15 protein-coding genes and 1 riboswitch are annotated in these 14488 nt (G+C 43.1%); of the genes, 5 read left to right on the top strand and 10 right to left on the bottom strand.

The genetic code is table 11. The features are described 5' to 3' along the window. Positions 1-33: 33 nt before the first annotated feature. Complete coding sequence (locus JCM16456_RS06000) at positions 34-1626, bottom strand: Na+/H+ antiporter NhaC family protein (RefSeq protein WP_068713310.1); 1593 nt, start codon at positions 1624-1626, stop codon at positions 34-36. Between the two features lie 104 nt (positions 1627-1730). Continuing rightward, positions 1731-1913: riboswitch (Lysine riboswitch) on the bottom strand. Positions 1914-2313: 400 nt separating this feature from the next. Between JCM16456_RS06000 and JCM16456_RS05995 the strand changes: the two genes are divergently transcribed. Then, positions 2314-2721: an H-NS family histone-like protein gene (locus JCM16456_RS05995; RefSeq protein WP_068713308.1), complete on the top strand. Its 408-nt coding sequence runs from the start codon at positions 2314-2316 to the stop codon at positions 2719-2721. Between the two features lie 123 nt (positions 2722-2844). Here the strand turns inward: JCM16456_RS05995 and JCM16456_RS05990 are convergent, their stop codons facing one another. Continuing rightward, a complete protein-coding gene (locus JCM16456_RS05990) occupies positions 2845-4149 on the bottom strand; it encodes an inosine/guanosine kinase (RefSeq protein WP_068713306.1) in 1305 nt (434 codons plus the stop codon). A 510-nt stretch (positions 4150-4659) separates the two neighbouring features. Between JCM16456_RS05990 and JCM16456_RS24315 the strand changes: the two genes are divergently transcribed. The 4 genes from JCM16456_RS24315 (at position 4660) to purB (ending at position 8264) form a co-directional block, all read left to right on the top strand. Further along, on the top strand, positions 4660-4788 hold the full coding sequence (locus JCM16456_RS24315; protein WP_269450967.1) for a hypothetical protein: 129 nt from the start codon (positions 4660-4662) through the stop codon (positions 4786-4788). 289 nt (positions 4789-5077) lie between these two features. Continuing rightward, the gene (gene mnmA / locus JCM16456_RS05985; RefSeq protein ID WP_068713304.1) at positions 5078-6196 is read left to right on the top strand and encodes a tRNA 2-thiouridine(34) synthase MnmA; all 1119 of its coding nucleotides are present in this window, start codon (positions 5078-5080) and stop codon (positions 6194-6196) included. Between the two features lie 19 nt (positions 6197-6215). Continuing rightward, complete coding sequence (gene hflD / locus JCM16456_RS05980; RefSeq protein WP_068713302.1) at positions 6216-6833, top strand: high frequency lysogenization protein HflD; 618 nt, start codon at positions 6216-6218, stop codon at positions 6831-6833. Positions 6834-6893: 60 nt separating this feature from the next. Further along, complete coding sequence (gene purB / locus JCM16456_RS05975) at positions 6894-8264, top strand: adenylosuccinate lyase (RefSeq protein ID WP_068713300.1); 1371 nt, start codon at positions 6894-6896, stop codon at positions 8262-8264. Positions 8265-8329: 65 nt separating this feature from the next. Here the strand turns inward: purB and JCM16456_RS05970 are convergent, their stop codons facing one another. Genes JCM16456_RS05970 through JCM16456_RS05935 form a run of 8 tightly spaced genes read right to left on the bottom strand, consistent with a single transcriptional unit; the run spans position 8330 to position 14402 of the window. Further along, entirely contained in the window at positions 8330-8905 is a 576-nt protein-coding gene (locus tag JCM16456_RS05970; RefSeq protein WP_068713297.1) for a DUF3833 domain-containing protein, read from the bottom strand. A 2-nt stretch (positions 8906-8907) separates the two neighbouring features. Further along, complete coding sequence (locus JCM16456_RS05965; RefSeq protein ID WP_082712230.1) at positions 8908-9438, bottom strand: hypothetical protein; 531 nt, start codon at positions 9436-9438, stop codon at positions 8908-8910. After that, the gene (locus tag JCM16456_RS05960; RefSeq protein ID WP_068713295.1) at positions 9405-9968 is read right to left on the bottom strand and encodes a DUF2878 domain-containing protein; all 564 of its coding nucleotides are present in this window, start codon (positions 9966-9968) and stop codon (positions 9405-9407) included. Before JCM16456_RS05960 ends, JCM16456_RS05965 begins: the two co-directional genes overlap by 34 nt. 9 nt (positions 9969-9977) lie before the next feature. Then, entirely contained in the window at positions 9978-11219 is a 1242-nt protein-coding gene (locus JCM16456_RS05955) for an SAM-dependent methyltransferase (protein WP_068713293.1), read from the bottom strand. Continuing rightward, positions 11213-11977 (bottom strand): DUF1365 domain-containing protein, encoded by a 765-nt coding sequence (locus JCM16456_RS05950; protein WP_068713291.1) that lies wholly within the window; start codon positions 11975-11977, stop codon positions 11213-11215. The genes JCM16456_RS05955 and JCM16456_RS05950 overlap by 7 nt, the downstream gene beginning before the upstream one ends. Continuing rightward, positions 11974-13251, bottom strand: coding sequence for an NAD(P)/FAD-dependent oxidoreductase (locus JCM16456_RS05945; protein ID WP_068713289.1), 1278 nt, complete (start codon positions 13249-13251; stop codon positions 11974-11976). The genes JCM16456_RS05950 and JCM16456_RS05945 overlap by 4 nt, the downstream gene beginning before the upstream one ends. A 9-nt stretch (positions 13252-13260) precedes the next feature. Beyond that, a complete protein-coding gene (locus JCM16456_RS05940; protein ID WP_068713287.1) occupies positions 13261-13983 on the bottom strand; it encodes an SDR family NAD(P)-dependent oxidoreductase in 723 nt (240 codons plus the stop codon). After that, positions 13980-14402, bottom strand: a complete 423-nt coding sequence (locus tag JCM16456_RS05935; RefSeq protein WP_068713285.1) for a nuclear transport factor 2 family protein — start codon at positions 14400-14402, stop codon at positions 13980-13982. Before JCM16456_RS05935 ends, JCM16456_RS05940 begins: the two co-directional genes overlap by 4 nt. Positions 14403-14488 lie beyond the last annotated feature (86 nt).

The following is a 14488-nucleotide window of genomic DNA, read 5'->3' as shown; positions in this document are numbered from 1 at the left end:
ACATCATAGCAACAGATGATTTTATCTCGTCTTTTATCTTGCAATAGCACTTTGAGCGGTCATTTTGCTTCGCGATATCGAAATCATAACGAAACATGCTACAACAAAGCTTACTGCAGTTGCAGAAAAGGCAATAACACTTGAATCGGTAAGACCAAGAACGATATAACCAATTAAAGAGACAGCCGCTGTAACCAATGCATAGGGTAACTGAGTCGCTACGTGATCAATATGGTGACAACGTGCCCCTGTCGATGACAAAATCGTGGTATCAGAAATTGGAGAACAATGGTCACCAAACACGGAACCCGCTAGCACAGAAGCAAGCATTGGTAGCATCAGCGCGACATCAGCGGTTCCTGCCATATCACCGGCAATCGGAAGCATGATACCGAAAGTACCCCAAGACGTACCGGTAGAGAACGCCATTAAACCAGACAACACAAATAGAATCGCAGGTAACCAGTGAGGATCAATATTGCCTTGCACTAAAGATGACATGTACGCGCCAGTTTTCATGTCACTGATCACGGAGCCAATCGTCCAAGCAAAGACCAAAATCACTATCGCACCAAACATCGATTTAGCGCCAATCCACAAAGTGTGGCTTATCGCTTTGGTTTCTAAACGCTGCTTAAGTACTGTGTAAAGCGCAACCACCAAACCAATTAGGCCGCCGAAAACTAACGAGGTGCCTACATCGGTATTTTCAAACGCGCCAAGTACCGTAAATGGTTTACCATCTGCAAGCATGGCTGTTTTACCGGTGTAAATCATCGCACTAACAGTGGCAATGATGAGCATAACAATCGGCATAATAAGATCGGACACTTTACCGTGATCGCTCTCTTGGATATCCAGCTCTTCACTCAAATCTTTCATCGAGCTATCGCTGTCAAAACCGACACCCTGTTCGGCATTAAGCTCATGTTGACGCATTGGGCCGATGTCCATTTGGAACCACGCCACCACAAATACCATTAATAATGCAAAAATCGCATAGTAGTTCATCGGCACCAAACGAATATAAGCTCCGAGCGGCGAATACTCAGTAATGCCATGAGAGACCAAAATACCGCTAACAATCGTCATGATGTATGCCCCCCAGCTCGATGCAGGCATAACAACACACATGGGTGCAGCAGTAGAGTCTAGAATATAAGCCAATTTAGCACGAGACACTTTAAAGCGGTCGGTGACAGGACGAGCAATTGAGCCGACAGCCAAACTATTAAAATAGTCATCAACAAAGATAAACACACCAAGAAAAGCCGCTAGCAATTTCGATCCGCGTTTACTTTTCACTCGAACCTGTGCCCACTCGGCAAATGCATGCGTGCCCCCAGAAAGGGTGAGTAATGCGGTCATCATACCGAGTAAAAGAAGGAAGCTGACAATACTCATATTCCAAGTATTAATACCGCCATCAGCAATAAACACATCTTTTACTTTGTTGAACACATAAAGCAGTGATTGCCCGATATGGAAATCACCAAGAAGGAATGCACCTAGTAAAATACCCACACCTAATGACACAAGGACTCGGCGGGTAATAATCGCCAGACTTAACGCAACAACCGGAGGCAGTAGCGACAGTGCTGAGGCAGAAAAATCGATTAAATTCATGATCTTCAAAAACCAAATGGTTGGCTAGAGATCTACTGCAGACAATTACGCAATAACGCAATATATGTTGAAGCAAGCGAAAGGGAAGCGAACACTCCACCCAACCCTACAGTAGCGCTCCATAGTTTAACAACATAATAGACTATGGCAGTGTTGCACCTATTGAATGCAACCCCAGCCAGCAGTGTTGATATACATACTGACTTCGGCGATAGTGCCTTTCACTATGGTTCATTGACATCACTCCAACCATAACTACTTTTCAATACCGCGCCTCTACGTCGAAGCTCGAACCGTCCATAATAATTTTTGGACTTAAATGTTCTACTTCGCTTTAGGTAGGCGTATTGTACTTATCCACGCTCTCAATGCAACTCCCGTTATTATTAATAATTTTTTGACCAAACTTTGTCCAAAATCACACGATTTTTTCCTAATTGACTATAATTAACGAGTCTTATGCAATGAGCTTCTTAAAAATCTAGCTACAAATTTACACTAATTGACATTTGTAGCTAGAATACTTGGGATCTATTTTACAATTCTCTGAACTTTTTTATTGATATTGAGTCTGAGCAGTTATATTTTGTGGCAAATCTTAATTTAATTTGATTTTCTATGTTGTCAGAATAAATAGCTCGGTTTAGAATTACCTTGTTATTTAAATTTATTTAATGGGAAACAGTAATGTCGGAAGTAACTAAAACACTATTGAATATTCGTAGCCTACGTGCCTACGCTCGTGATTTGACTCTTGAGCAACTTGAAGAAGCTCTAGATAAATTAACGACTGTTGTTACAGAACGTCGCGAAGCTGAAGAAGAGGAGCGTGCAGCGTTAGCAGAACAAGAAGCAAAACTTTCTGCAATTGCTGAACAAATTGCTGCAGACGGCATTGATGTTAATGCTTTAATTTCTGCATTAGCTGGCGAAACTAAAGGTAAAGCAAAAGGTAAACGCGCTCCTCGTCCAGCAAAATACAAATATGTAGACGCAAACGGCGAAGAAAAAACTTGGACAGGCCAAGGCCGTACTCCATCTGCAATCCAAAAAGCACTTGATGAAGGTAAATCTCTAGAACAATTCGAGATTTAATTTCTAATTTAGTAAATTGGACAATAAAAAGGCTCCCTAGGGAGCCTTTTTTATTGCTTAACTACGTTATATGCTAATACATATCAATAAATACAATAGATATAAATGACATTCATATTATTGTTAACGTTCCCAATATGATTCTTCCAAGCTATCTTCTCGTTCTGGTAAGCCTTTAGACAAACGAGGTGAATGTTGAGCTAACACTTCATAACTCGCACGATTAGAATATTTACAGACTTGAGAAAATGAAGAATAAGTCAAAAATTGATACTGATGTTTGCTAGAATTAGGAACGATCTCTTTGTGGTATTTATTGGCTGCCATATCATGCAACAATGCAGATAATGCAGCATCCCCCGCCCCATTTGTATTTTTTATTTTTAATGGACCACCCATATACGGAGCGATATGAGAGTAAACTTTTAGGGGGTTATTGCAGCTCGCATGTTTTGCTGGTCGACTAAACTCATAACGGTTAAATTCAGCGATTGAACCAGGTAAAAGAGGCAGGGTTGTCTCACGCTTGGTTTCATCTTCTGTATAACCCGCCATAAATAACCCTATCGGTCCTGCAGTACATAACACAAGGTCAACCCAATCTAAGGCTTTGTCAGATGCCAATAAAGGATCTTTTTCTCCCGTTAATGCAGCAGCTTCATCTTCATTCATTGCCACAACAGAAACGTGGTCTTTTAAAAAGGTTTGCCAAAATAATGGATCATCTTGAATAACGAACTTTGTACCTAACGTTAATACAACTGGCACGTCATATTTTTTCGCATATTCAATCGCCTTCATTGTCGCAGCTGGCATTGGGTCACCCGCTTTACAACGCACTAAATAAGCAGTAAGTACTAAAGCTGATGCATTTTCAAAAATTGATTCTGGAATGCTTTCAGGCTCAAGCTGATTCATTTTCCCTTCACTAATAGCGAACGTACGTTCACCGTCTTCTGTGATTAAGGCAAAACAACGACCAATCGGTCCTTCGACACCTTGTAAATAGTTTAGGTCTACTCGACTAGAAGTGTTGCATAAATAACGGTAACCGTAACTGCCGATTTTAATATCACTACTCATTACCCCTAATAAGGTAGAACGGTCATCAGCCAAAACAGAATAGTTATGTAATGTATTACCAATGGTACCACCAGCATATTCATTAGTGATTAACTTCTGCGTCTTTAATTCTATATAAAGTGCTTCAGCCTGAGCATCATCTAGCACCAGAGAATGCCCTTTACTGAGACCGTAACGCTCAATTAATTCTGATGAAACGTTAGCTTCAATATCCACCAAAGTTTGGTCAATACCAATAATGTGCGTTGTAACAAGGGCTTCTGTTTCTTGCGCCTGAACCACTAATGGATCACGAGCATGAACAGGAAAATAGTGTTTTGACTTACGGCGTCCCGGAAATTTCATAGTACCCAACAAAAAGTTCAATCGAGATAGGGGCGGCGATTCTACATCGCACACAAAAGTTCCACAACTTGAAGGAGTATAGCAAACGTTTTCGGTACGAAATTAGATCGCACTTTTTATATTTTACTAACACAAACATACTCAATTGAAGGTAATACAGAAAACTGAATTAATAAAAACCGCCATATACCTACAGTAGATAAGGCTAATATTATGCAACAAATACATTAAAAAGTAGCCATGGTTAAGGTGTGGTTAACGAAACAGTGAATTTACACATCTGACAAAAACGCCATCGATTAGATATTAGCGTAATAAACTAAGTGAATATTTAATTTGTGACACGACATATTCGTGATGCAAATGTTTTGCTTCTATTATAAGAAAACGTTTCCACCAATAATTTTATCATTGTAACACCCGAAAATTAATCGCTATAACTCTATATACCCTCTTTGAACTCCACTACAGTTAAGATAACTTTCTTTTAATTCTGTAATGTGGTGCATAATGACTCGTCACTGCATTCAGAAAAAACATTTATACCCAAATGACCTCAAGATGCAGACTTCAGAGCTTCATCAACGAGCACAGGTCAAGCTCAATGACGGAAGGAATGGTTATTCCCTTTCAACGTAATTGGGCGCGGAAATGGGCTTGTTGATGAGCTCCCAAGGGGCGAGTTGTATTCGCTCCTATGCTGCGTTACTGATTTTCTACGTAGAATAACTATGTATTCAAATCAGTGCCTTGCCTATGAGCGAATACATTCTCGCTGAAACCGCATCTTGAGGTTACTTGGGTATACAAAAGTGGTGCAAAGCGCAGCACTCACACGGGAAAAGCGCAATACTGCAAGGAATGAACTGTCCTCAAAAAAATCTTTCTGTTAGAATCGGCGTCCGAGTTAATTTAGTGGTATTAAGTTATGTCAGAAAACCTAAACGCAAACAGTCAAAAGAAAGTGATTGTCGGCATGTCAGGTGGTGTAGATTCGTCCGTTTCTGCCTATCTTCTGCAACAGCAAGGCTATCAAGTCGAAGGTCTGTTTATGAAGAACTGGGAAGAAGACGACGGTGAAGATTATTGCACCGCGGCACAGGATCTTGCTGACGCTCAGGCTGTTTGCGACAAACTTGGTATCCATTTGCACACAATTAACTTTGCTGCTGAATATTGGGACAACGTATTTGAGTATTTCCTAGCGGAATATAAAGCAGGTCGTACCCCTAACCCAGATATTCTGTGCAACAAAGAGATCAAGTTCAAAGCCTTCTTAGAATTTGCTGATGAAGTGTTGGATGCCGACTATATTGCTATGGGACACTATGTACGCCGTACATTCCCTCAAAACGGTGAAAAACCACAGTTATTACGTGGTTTGGACGGCAATAAAGATCAGAGCTACTTTTTACATGCGCTGTCTCATGAACAAGTAGCGCGTAGCCTATTCCCTGTCGGTGAACTAGAAAAACCTGAAGTCCGTCGTATCGCTGAAGAGCAAGACCTCATTACAGCGAAGAAGAAAGACTCTACTGGTATCTGCTTTATTGGTGAACGTAAGTTTACTGAATTCCTTGGCCGTTATTTACCCGCTCAACCTGGTAAAATTGAAACGCCAGAAGGGAAAGTGATCGGTGAACACCAAGGTTTGATGTACCATACTCTAGGACAGCGTAAAGGGTTACACATTGGTGGTCTAAAAGACGCAAGTGAAGAACCATGGTATGTTGCCGAAAAAGATTTAGAACGTAATGTGCTTATCGCTGTTCAAGGTGGAGATCATCCTCTGCTAAAATCTGAGGGTTTGATTGCTTCGCAAATGAACTGGATTAGCAAAGAACCGTTAACCGAACCGCTCACTTGCACTGTAAAAACTCGTTATCGTCAGACTGACATTGAATGTACAGTTTCACCAATCGACGAAAATACAGTAAAAGTGATGTTTAATGAGCCGCAAGTCGCAGTGACACCAGGACAATCAGCCGTTTTTTATCAAGGCGAAGTTTGTTTAGGTGGTGGTGTGATTGAAAAGCGCCTCTCTTAGCTAACTTAGGAGTTAATACGTGGCTAACACACCTTACGATCGTACCATTGCTTTTGCAGGAATGTGCCAGGCTGTCGCCTTGGTACAGCAAGTTGCAAGAGACGGTCAATGTGATTCAGACGCGTTTGAAGTTTCACTCCGTTCAGTGCTATGTATGAACCCTAAAGACACGATTAACGTCTTTGGCAATGAGGCCAACTTGCGAGTTGGCCTCAACTGTATGGTTAAAGGCATAGACAGCACGCCATCGGGTAGCGAAATTACCCGCTATATCATCAGCCTGATGGCTCTTGAACGTAAGCTTACTCGTCGTCCTGACGCCCTATCTCAATTGAGCGATCGTTTAGATATGCTCGAGCGTCAAACTGCTCACTTTGACCTATTTGAAGATCAAATGATCAGTAACCTCGCCAGTGTTTACCTTGATGTGATCAGCCCCATTGGTCCGCGTATTCAAGTCACTGGTACACCTTCTGTATTACAACAAACTGCTAACCAACACAAAGTGCGCGCCTTGCTGCTTGCCGGCATTCGCTGCGCTGTACTTTGGCGTCAGGTTGGTGGTAAACGTCGCCACCTGATTTTCGGCCGTAAAAAAATGGTTGAACAGGCGCAATTAATTCTAAAGAGAATCTAATTGATGTTGGCGCGTATTCTTTTTCACTCTCACTCTTAACTTAATATTCAGGAGAAGAACATGGAACTGTCAGCATTGACTGCTGTTTCACCGGTAGACGGCCGTTACGGAAGTAAAACGATTGCGTTGCGCAGTATCTTCAGTGAGTATGGTCTCCTAAAGTACCGCACTATCGTTGAAATCCGTTGGTTACAGAAGCTTGCAGCCACTGCAGAGATTGCAGAAGTTCCTGCACTCAGCGCACAGGCGAGTCAATTCCTTGATGAAATCGCAGCTAACTTTAACGAAGCTGACGCTGCACGCATCAAAGAAATTGAACGTACAACAAACCATGACGTTAAAGCCGTTGAATATTTCCTTAAGGAAAAAGTAGCAGCGATTCCAGAACTGCACGCGATCAATGAGTTCATTCACTTCGCATGTACTTCTGAAGACATCAACAATACATCACACGCTCTTATGCTCAAAGAAGCGCGTGATACTGTTATCCTGCCTGAAATTCGCAACATCATCGATGCAATCAAAGCGCTTGCAACTGAGTACCGTGATATCCCACTACTATCTCGTACTCATGGTCAGCCAGCTTCTCCATCTACTATGGGTAAAGAAATGGCGAATGTGGCGTACCGTATGGAACGTCAATACAAGCAGATCGCAAACACCGAAATTCTTGCGAAAATTAACGGCGCAGTTGGTAACTACAACGCACACCTTTCAGCTTATCCAACCGTTGATTGGCATAAATTCAGTGAAGAGTTTATCACTGAATCTTTGGGCGTTGATTGGAACCCATACACCACTCAAATCGAACCACACGATTACATCGCTGAGTTGTTCGATGCGATTGCACGTTTCAACACTATCCTAATCGACTTCGACCGTGATATCTGGGGCTATGTTGCACTAGGTCACTTCAAACAAAAAACGATTGCTGGCGAAATCGGTTCTTCAACCATGCCACATAAAGTCAACCCAATCGACTTTGAAAACTCTGAAGGTAACTTGGGTCTAGCGAACGCTATCTTCACTCACCTAGCACAAAAACTGCCAATTTCTCGTTGGCAACGTGACCTTACGGACTCAACTGTGCTTCGTAACCTAGGTGTGGGTGTTGGTTATGCCATTATTGCGTACACTTCTACGCTAAAAGGCATTAGCAAACTGGAAATCAATGCTGCTGAACTCGCTGACGAATTGGATCACAACTGGGAAGTGCTTGCTGAGCCAATCCAAACTGTGATGCGTCGTTACGGTATCGAAAAGCCTTATGAGAAGTTGAAAGAACTGACTCGTGGTAAACGCGTTAACGGTGAAATCATGCGTGATTTTATCGATGGCCTAGAGCTTCCTGAAGATGAGAAAACACGTCTAAAAGCGATGACACCTGGCAGCTACATCGGTCAAGCGGTTGAGCTAACAGACAAGCTGTAATTATCCGAAATTAAGAGTGCAAAAGGGAGCTATTGCTCCCTTTTTTAATGCCACTCTTTCACAACTCACTCTTTAGCTGATGAATCCAGTGGTTTTTTCGCAAAAAACAGCGTCACTTTACCTAAGGTAACCCCCCATTTAGAAATTGTCGTTGTATTGAATAAATGCAATTCATCTTGCCTGTACAGCCAATCATCGAAATCGACGTCAATATCATAGGATTCTGTTTTAAGGTGAAAACGGTATTGCCAGCGTAATGCATTACCAACTTCTTCACCTATCGCCTTTCCAATCACCCCGTTTGCGGTACCAATATACCGACCATCATTACCCCGAGTGATAGTCCAAACTCGACGCTCTGTTTCGCCATCGTCATAAACAAACTGCTCATCCAAAATCAATTGATTTTGCTTGACTACACCGTTTAATTTAACGTGAAACCGCCTTGTTTGCTGTCCACTATAATCTTGAACCATTCCCCATGCTTCGCTCTCACCGGAAAAATAGTCAAACAGCTCGAACTTGGGTGATGTTCCTTGGTAATCCTCTATATCAGCGCTACAACTGGTCAGGATAAGCGCCATTGCAACAACAAGCACTATAGACACCCAGCGCGGTGTATAAGTCAAACATCTGGTCATCGCTATTCTCCAATGAGCTGTTTACGTAAATTTGGATATTGCGTTTTCACCCCAAGCCATATCGAAAGAAAAGCGTGGCAAAGATCAATATCATGAACATCACCGATCAATTGCGGAGACTGGCCTTGTTGAGAAAAGTAGAGACTCCCATGGTCTCGTAGTAAGACAAAATAGAGTGTATCGTCGACAGAAACTGTGGGGAAAAGTTGCGATAAGCTCGCTAGCCAGTTATTTATCGATTCCTCTGAGTACCCCATAGCAACCCATTGTTTTTCTGTTGCATCCAGTAGTTGCGCGGCGCTGATTTGCCGTTGATAACGGATCTCCAACGTTAAGTCAGATGATAGCCCATGAAAATGCCCATCTGGCGTGCGTAACGTGGATTGGTAAACATCGAACCACAACCAAGTAAACTCGGCCTGCCCTACGGTAGGCCACGCAGTCCAAGTTTCTCTCGCAACAGCACTTTTTCCGAACAACAGGCACCCAAATATCAGCGTTAAAGCGATGCGACAATGTAACGACTTGACCATCGGTACCACCATAATCTCACCCCAACAAAAAGACACGCCCATTCAATTACTAAAATCGCTATGCTCTCTAGGGTCCCTAAAGGCAATATCACCGCACCTAAACGTGCACCGCCAAAATAACTGCTGGCCCCACCTAAAGCTCCAAACAGAACCCAAATCGTGAACGACCATTTAGCGCCTAACGAGGTTAAACAAAGAAGATACCAACTAAAACCGCACCATAACGCAACCAGCCAATAAGGTATTCCCGAACTTGAAAAGGACAGTAGGCCGAATTCACTATTGAGCCAGTCTACTGTAATACCTATCGCCGCAATTGAGACCATAAAAAGCAAAACCGGATAAGGATCTTGCCTACAGCGCCAACTAACAACAACCCAGCTCACAACCACCAACAGCCACGTTAGCCATTGCCAATTATCTTGCCCAATCACGGCACTAACCCAAATGATATCGAACCAAACGGAATATAAAATAAAGCGCTTAGTGTCCAATTTGGGGTCAATGTGACAACGGCTACAATGGTCCATTATCGTGACCTAATCCGGGCGAGTTAAAGTCAAATGAACCACAGATATTGAGCGCGCGCGAAAACCACCCTCACAATAGCAAAAGTAAAAACGCCACAGTCGAATAAACTCGGGGGGATATCCCAACGTACTAATTTGTGGCAGAGCATGTTCAAAACGTGCTCGCCACTCCTTAAGGGTTGCAGCATAATCGAAACCAAAGTCATGTAACTGCCGAATAACGAAATCCGTCTGTTTGGTAAGAGTGTGTGCGAGGTAAGTCACCGACGGTAAAAAACCGCCGGGGAAAATGTATTTCTGGATAAAATCAACATTATGAGCGTAATAGTCAACTCGCTGATCGGCAATAGTAATGGCTTGCAGCGCCATAATGCCACCCGGCTTAAGCAGTGATTGGCAACAGCGCAAGTAATCAGGTAAATAGCGCTGCCCCACGGCTTCAATCATTTCAATGGAGACTAATTTGTCGAATTGCCCTTCCAAACAACGATAGTCTTGTTTAAGAACAGTAATTTGGTGCCCTAACCCTTGCTCCGCAACTCTTTGGCAAGCATAGTCATATTGAGCATCAGAAATAGTGGTTGTGGTCACTTTACAACCGTATTGACGAGCCATATAAATCGCCATGCCGCCCCACCCAGTTCCAATCTCAACCACATGATCATCTTGTTGCAGTTGTAACTGCTGGCAAAGCCGCTCCATTTTGTTGATTTGTGCCCGCTCTAAACTGTCTGCTGCTGTTTCGTAACAAGCGCTTGAATAAAGCATCTCCTTATCCAGAAAGGTTTGGTAAAGGTCATTACCTAAATCGTAGTGAGCCAGAATGTTTTGTTTAGCCTGCTTCACTGTATTCCGATTAAGCCAATGCCCTAATTTAGAGACAAAACGTTTTACAAATCCCGTTTGAGCTTCCAATTTATCAAGCCAGCTCTGGTTTGCAGCGACCAATTCAATCACCGCGGTAAGGTCGGGACTATCCCATTCGTTATCAATATACGATTCAGCGCCGCCAATACTTCCGCCTCGTAATATACGACAGTAGAAATCGGGGCTTGATACGACTATCTGCGCAGTCATACCTTTGCACTCGCCAAACGTCATTTCTACTGCCGGCTCAGATTCACAAAAACGCTCAATCAGTGTGAGCTGGCCATGTTTTAAACGGTTGAGCCCTCGTAAAATGGTACGTCTCGCACCTTTCTGCCAATTGTTTAGCGGTCGAATAACGGCCACTGAAGAAGTACTTAACATGGTGGATTCTCCTTATTATGAGGTGGTTCCTTATCCGGATGGTCATGTACTGGAACCCCTTTTATCCATAACTTCATCGCTTCCCAATAGATGCCAAACATTACTTTTACGCTCATAACCGGTGTTTTGACCAATAGCCACAATAATTTTTTTGCTGTAAAAGGCTGAGCTTGCATTTGCAATGTCGCATCAAACTGTTTTTCGTCTTGCCAACACTCTAAGTGAACCATTAGGTGATCATCAGGTTCTCGGATAGTCCATTGGTAGGTTTGATTAATCGGGTTAAACGGGGAAACGTGAAACGCTTTAGGGTGCTGCCATTGAGTTGATGCAGTCTGACCTGCAGGCACAGCATAGTAATGCCGTTCGTTCCAAGGAGTGTTACTCACCTCTGCAAGCAGATAACGCCAATTATTTTGTTCGTCATACACATAATAAAAATTAACTGGACTGAAATAGAGACCAAAATAACGCAAATGAACCAGGGCCATCACCTTGCCGGTCAAGCGCTCTCCTGTCAGCTCTGCCACCTTTTTTTGCACTGCCGCTTTTAAATCTCCTTCGCCCACATAATCTTGTCGCTTAAATCTCGCCCAGTGCCACCAGCGCTCTCCGAGTAAGCGAGTGCTTCCCATCAGCGTAGGCCATTCATCTAAATCAATACACGGCATAAATAATGAATAATTCAAGGCATGACGCTGTGGCGTAAAACGTCGATGACGAACTTGGCCCACAAACAGCACGCTGTTTAAACTCATGCCGCCCCCTGATTAATATTCTCAGCGTATTTCTGTTCAATGGCCGTAACAACATCTAAGGCGCTACGCACACCATCTTCGTGAAAGCCGTTATACCAATAAGCACCACAAAACCAAGTATGATGCTGTCCATTAATAACATCTCGCTTGTTTTGTGCAGCTACCGCCTCAACACTAAACACAGGGTGGTCGTATACAAAACGCCGTAGAATCTTAGCTGGGTCAATTCGAGCACTGTTGTTGAGCGTGACACAAAAAGTGTGAGGCGCTTTAATATGCTGCAAGATATTCATATTGTACGTCACAGCGGGTAAAGCAGTTGCAGTCTCAGCACTACCATCAAGCCAATAATTCCAAGATGCCCACGCACTTTTGTTCCGAGGTAGTAAATTTGTATCTGTATGCAATACAACATCATTAGGTTGATAGCGAATAGCACTTAAGAGCGAGCGCTCCTCTTCAGAGGCATCACTTAACATGGCTAAAGCCTGATTGCTGTGACAAGCAAAAACAACCTCATCAAATCGCTCTTTAACACCTTTAGACACCACCTCAACACCGAGATTTCCCCGAATCACGCGAGTTACTGCACTATTGAGGCGTATTTTATCCGCAAACTTTTCAGTTAACGCTGGAATATAATTACTCGAACCGCCATCAATGACATACCATTGCGGACGATTTAATACATCCAACAGGCCGTGGTTAAGAAAGAAGCGCAGGAAAAAATCGAGTGGAAATTGGCGCATGTCCGCCATCGTTGAAGACCAAATAGCCGCCCCCATAGGTAAAATATAGTTTTCACAAAAATCGCTACTAAAAGCGTGCTTTTGTAAAAACTCACCCAGAGTGGAAAAACGACTATGGCTTTTCGCCGCTTCTCTAGCTAGCTGATTAAAACGCAATATCTCCCCGATAAAACGATAAAACGATGGTTTAAAGATATTACGCTTTTGCGCGAACAAGGTGCGTATTGAGTGACCATTATATTCAAGCCCATTGCCATCATTGCGGACACTGAAGCTCATTTCAGTAGCGCGACGCTTAACGTTTAATTCTTCCATTAAACGAATGAAATTGGGGTAAGTTCGGTCGTTATACACGATAAACCCTGTATCGACCGCATACTCCTTTCCCTCTAAATCAACATTAACCGTTGCTGTGTGCCCACCGATGTAATCATTAACCTCAAACAGTGTAATATCGTGATTTGGATGCAAGTAGTACGCAGCGGTTAATCCTGAAATTCCTGAACCAATAATGGCGATTTTCATACATGCTCCCTAATTTAAAATCCAACGCTGTACCAATTTCTGTTGCCAGCCATAAGGTAATAAAGCCACTAAACGCAAAAACGTGGTAAACCTTTTTGGTAGGTAAATAAAACGTCTACGTGCACTCAAATGTTGGCGAATTTTCTGAGATGCTTCTTGCACCGAAATCATCATTGGCATTGAGAAATCATTTTTGTCTGTTAAGGGGGTGGCGACAAAGCCAGGCATCACCAACGAAAGAAGCACCCCACGACGATGCCAATCTAATGCAAGCGATTTGATTAGATAACTGATAGCCGCTTTAGACGCCCCGTAAGCTTCGGCTCTTGGTAGAGCTAACTCCCCTGCTATTGAACTAACCACCGCTACGTGCTGCCCTTCTTTCAGATAAGGCATCATGGCTTCAACGCAGTGGACAACACCAAAAAAGTTCACGTCCATGACACGCCGAACAAGGGCACTATCTAATTCCCCTTCATCGATGTATTCACACACTCCGGCATTAAAAATCCACAAATCGGGCACAAAGGGGAGCTGCGAAAATGCCATCTTGCAGTCTGCTAGCTTGGTTACATCGAGTGCGATGCTATGCACCTGCTGATTGCCTGCTTCCAAAGCAGCTAAAGCCGATGGATTACGGCCACAAGCGATCACTTGATGTCCCTGACGTGCATAATCAAGGACGAGTTGCTGACCGATACCCGACGTAGCGCCTGTTACCAAAATATTCATGACTGTCCTAGCTTCTGTTTAATGGTGCGAATCAGATGACCAAGTACAGGAATGTGTTCATATACCATCTCGCCCAAGTCAAAATAATCGCGATGATAAATAACCTTGCCATCGGCAAATTTGAGGTGAGAAACGCCCGCAACCGTCACTAATTTACCGCGCTTGAGTTTGGGATGAGACAATTCCATTTCCCAAGTAATCATGCCGCCTTCGGGGTGGGAAAAAACATCACCAATCTGGAAACGACACTGATTCACATTTTGGTACAGTTCTTGGAAGTAATGTTGTAGTGACTCAAGCCCCACCATACGGTGTGCAGCATCCTGAAACTCGATATTTGGATGGTAAATCTGACTAAGCTCACCTAACGTTGTTTTGTCTAGACGCTGATAAAACGCCGCAACAGAATGAACATCCATTTTCGCCTCATGCCTCGTTAACATTTTTTCAAATTATAGTCAGCTTTATCTTATACCCAAGTAACCTCAAGATGCGGTTTCAGCGA

It is taken from the genome of Vibrio tritonius, from assembly GCF_001547935.1.
Classification (GTDB): Bacteria; Pseudomonadota; Gammaproteobacteria; order Enterobacterales; family Vibrionaceae; genus Vibrio; species Vibrio tritonius.
Note: the sequence above shows the minus strand (reverse complement) of the source record. Positions and strands in the feature narration are given on the sequence as shown.

Excerpts from the sequence above, each read along its gene's own strand:
- JCM16456_RS05935 (WP_068713285.1), bottom strand. The coding sequence starts at position 14,402 with ATGGATGTTCATTCTGTTGCGGCGTTTTATCAGCGTCTAGACAAAACA.
- JCM16456_RS05945 (WP_068713289.1), bottom strand. The coding sequence starts at position 13,251 with ATGAAAATCGCCATTATTGGTTCAGGAATTTCAGGATTAACCGCTGCG.
- JCM16456_RS05995 (WP_068713308.1), top strand. The coding sequence starts at position 2,314 with ATGTCGGAAGTAACTAAAACACTATTGAATATTCGTAGCCTACGTGCC.
- JCM16456_RS05955 (WP_068713293.1), bottom strand. The coding sequence starts at position 11,219 with ATGTTAAGTACTTCTTCAGTGGCCGTTATTCGACCGCTAAACAATTGG.
- JCM16456_RS05950 (WP_068713291.1), bottom strand. The coding sequence starts at position 11,977 with ATGAGTTTAAACAGCGTGCTGTTTGTGGGCCAAGTTCGTCATCGACGT.
- JCM16456_RS05960 (WP_068713295.1), bottom strand. The coding sequence starts at position 9,968 with ATGGACCATTGTAGCCGTTGTCACATTGACCCCAAATTGGACACTAAG.
- JCM16456_RS24315 (WP_269450967.1), top strand. The coding sequence starts at position 4,660 with ATGACTCGTCACTGCATTCAGAAAAAACATTTATACCCAAATGACCTC.
- JCM16456_RS06000 (WP_068713310.1), bottom strand. The coding sequence starts at position 1,626 with ATGAATTTAATCGATTTTTCTGCCTCAGCACTGTCGCTACTGCCTCCG.
- JCM16456_RS05990 (WP_068713306.1), bottom strand. The coding sequence starts at position 4,149 with ATGAAATTTCCGGGACGCCGTAAGTCAAAACACTATTTTCCTGTTCAT.
- JCM16456_RS05965 (WP_082712230.1), bottom strand. The coding sequence starts at position 9,438 with ATGGTCAAGTCGTTACATTGTCGCATCGCTTTAACGCTGATATTTGGG.
- mnmA (WP_068713304.1), top strand. The coding sequence starts at position 5,078 with ATGTCAGAAAACCTAAACGCAAACAGTCAAAAGAAAGTGATTGTCGGC.
- JCM16456_RS05940 (WP_068713287.1), bottom strand. The coding sequence starts at position 13,983 with ATGAATATTTTGGTAACAGGCGCTACGTCGGGTATCGGTCAGCAACTC.
- purB (WP_068713300.1), top strand. The coding sequence starts at position 6,894 with ATGGAACTGTCAGCATTGACTGCTGTTTCACCGGTAGACGGCCGTTAC.
- JCM16456_RS05970 (WP_068713297.1), bottom strand. The coding sequence starts at position 8,905 with ATGACCAGATGTTTGACTTATACACCGCGCTGGGTGTCTATAGTGCTT.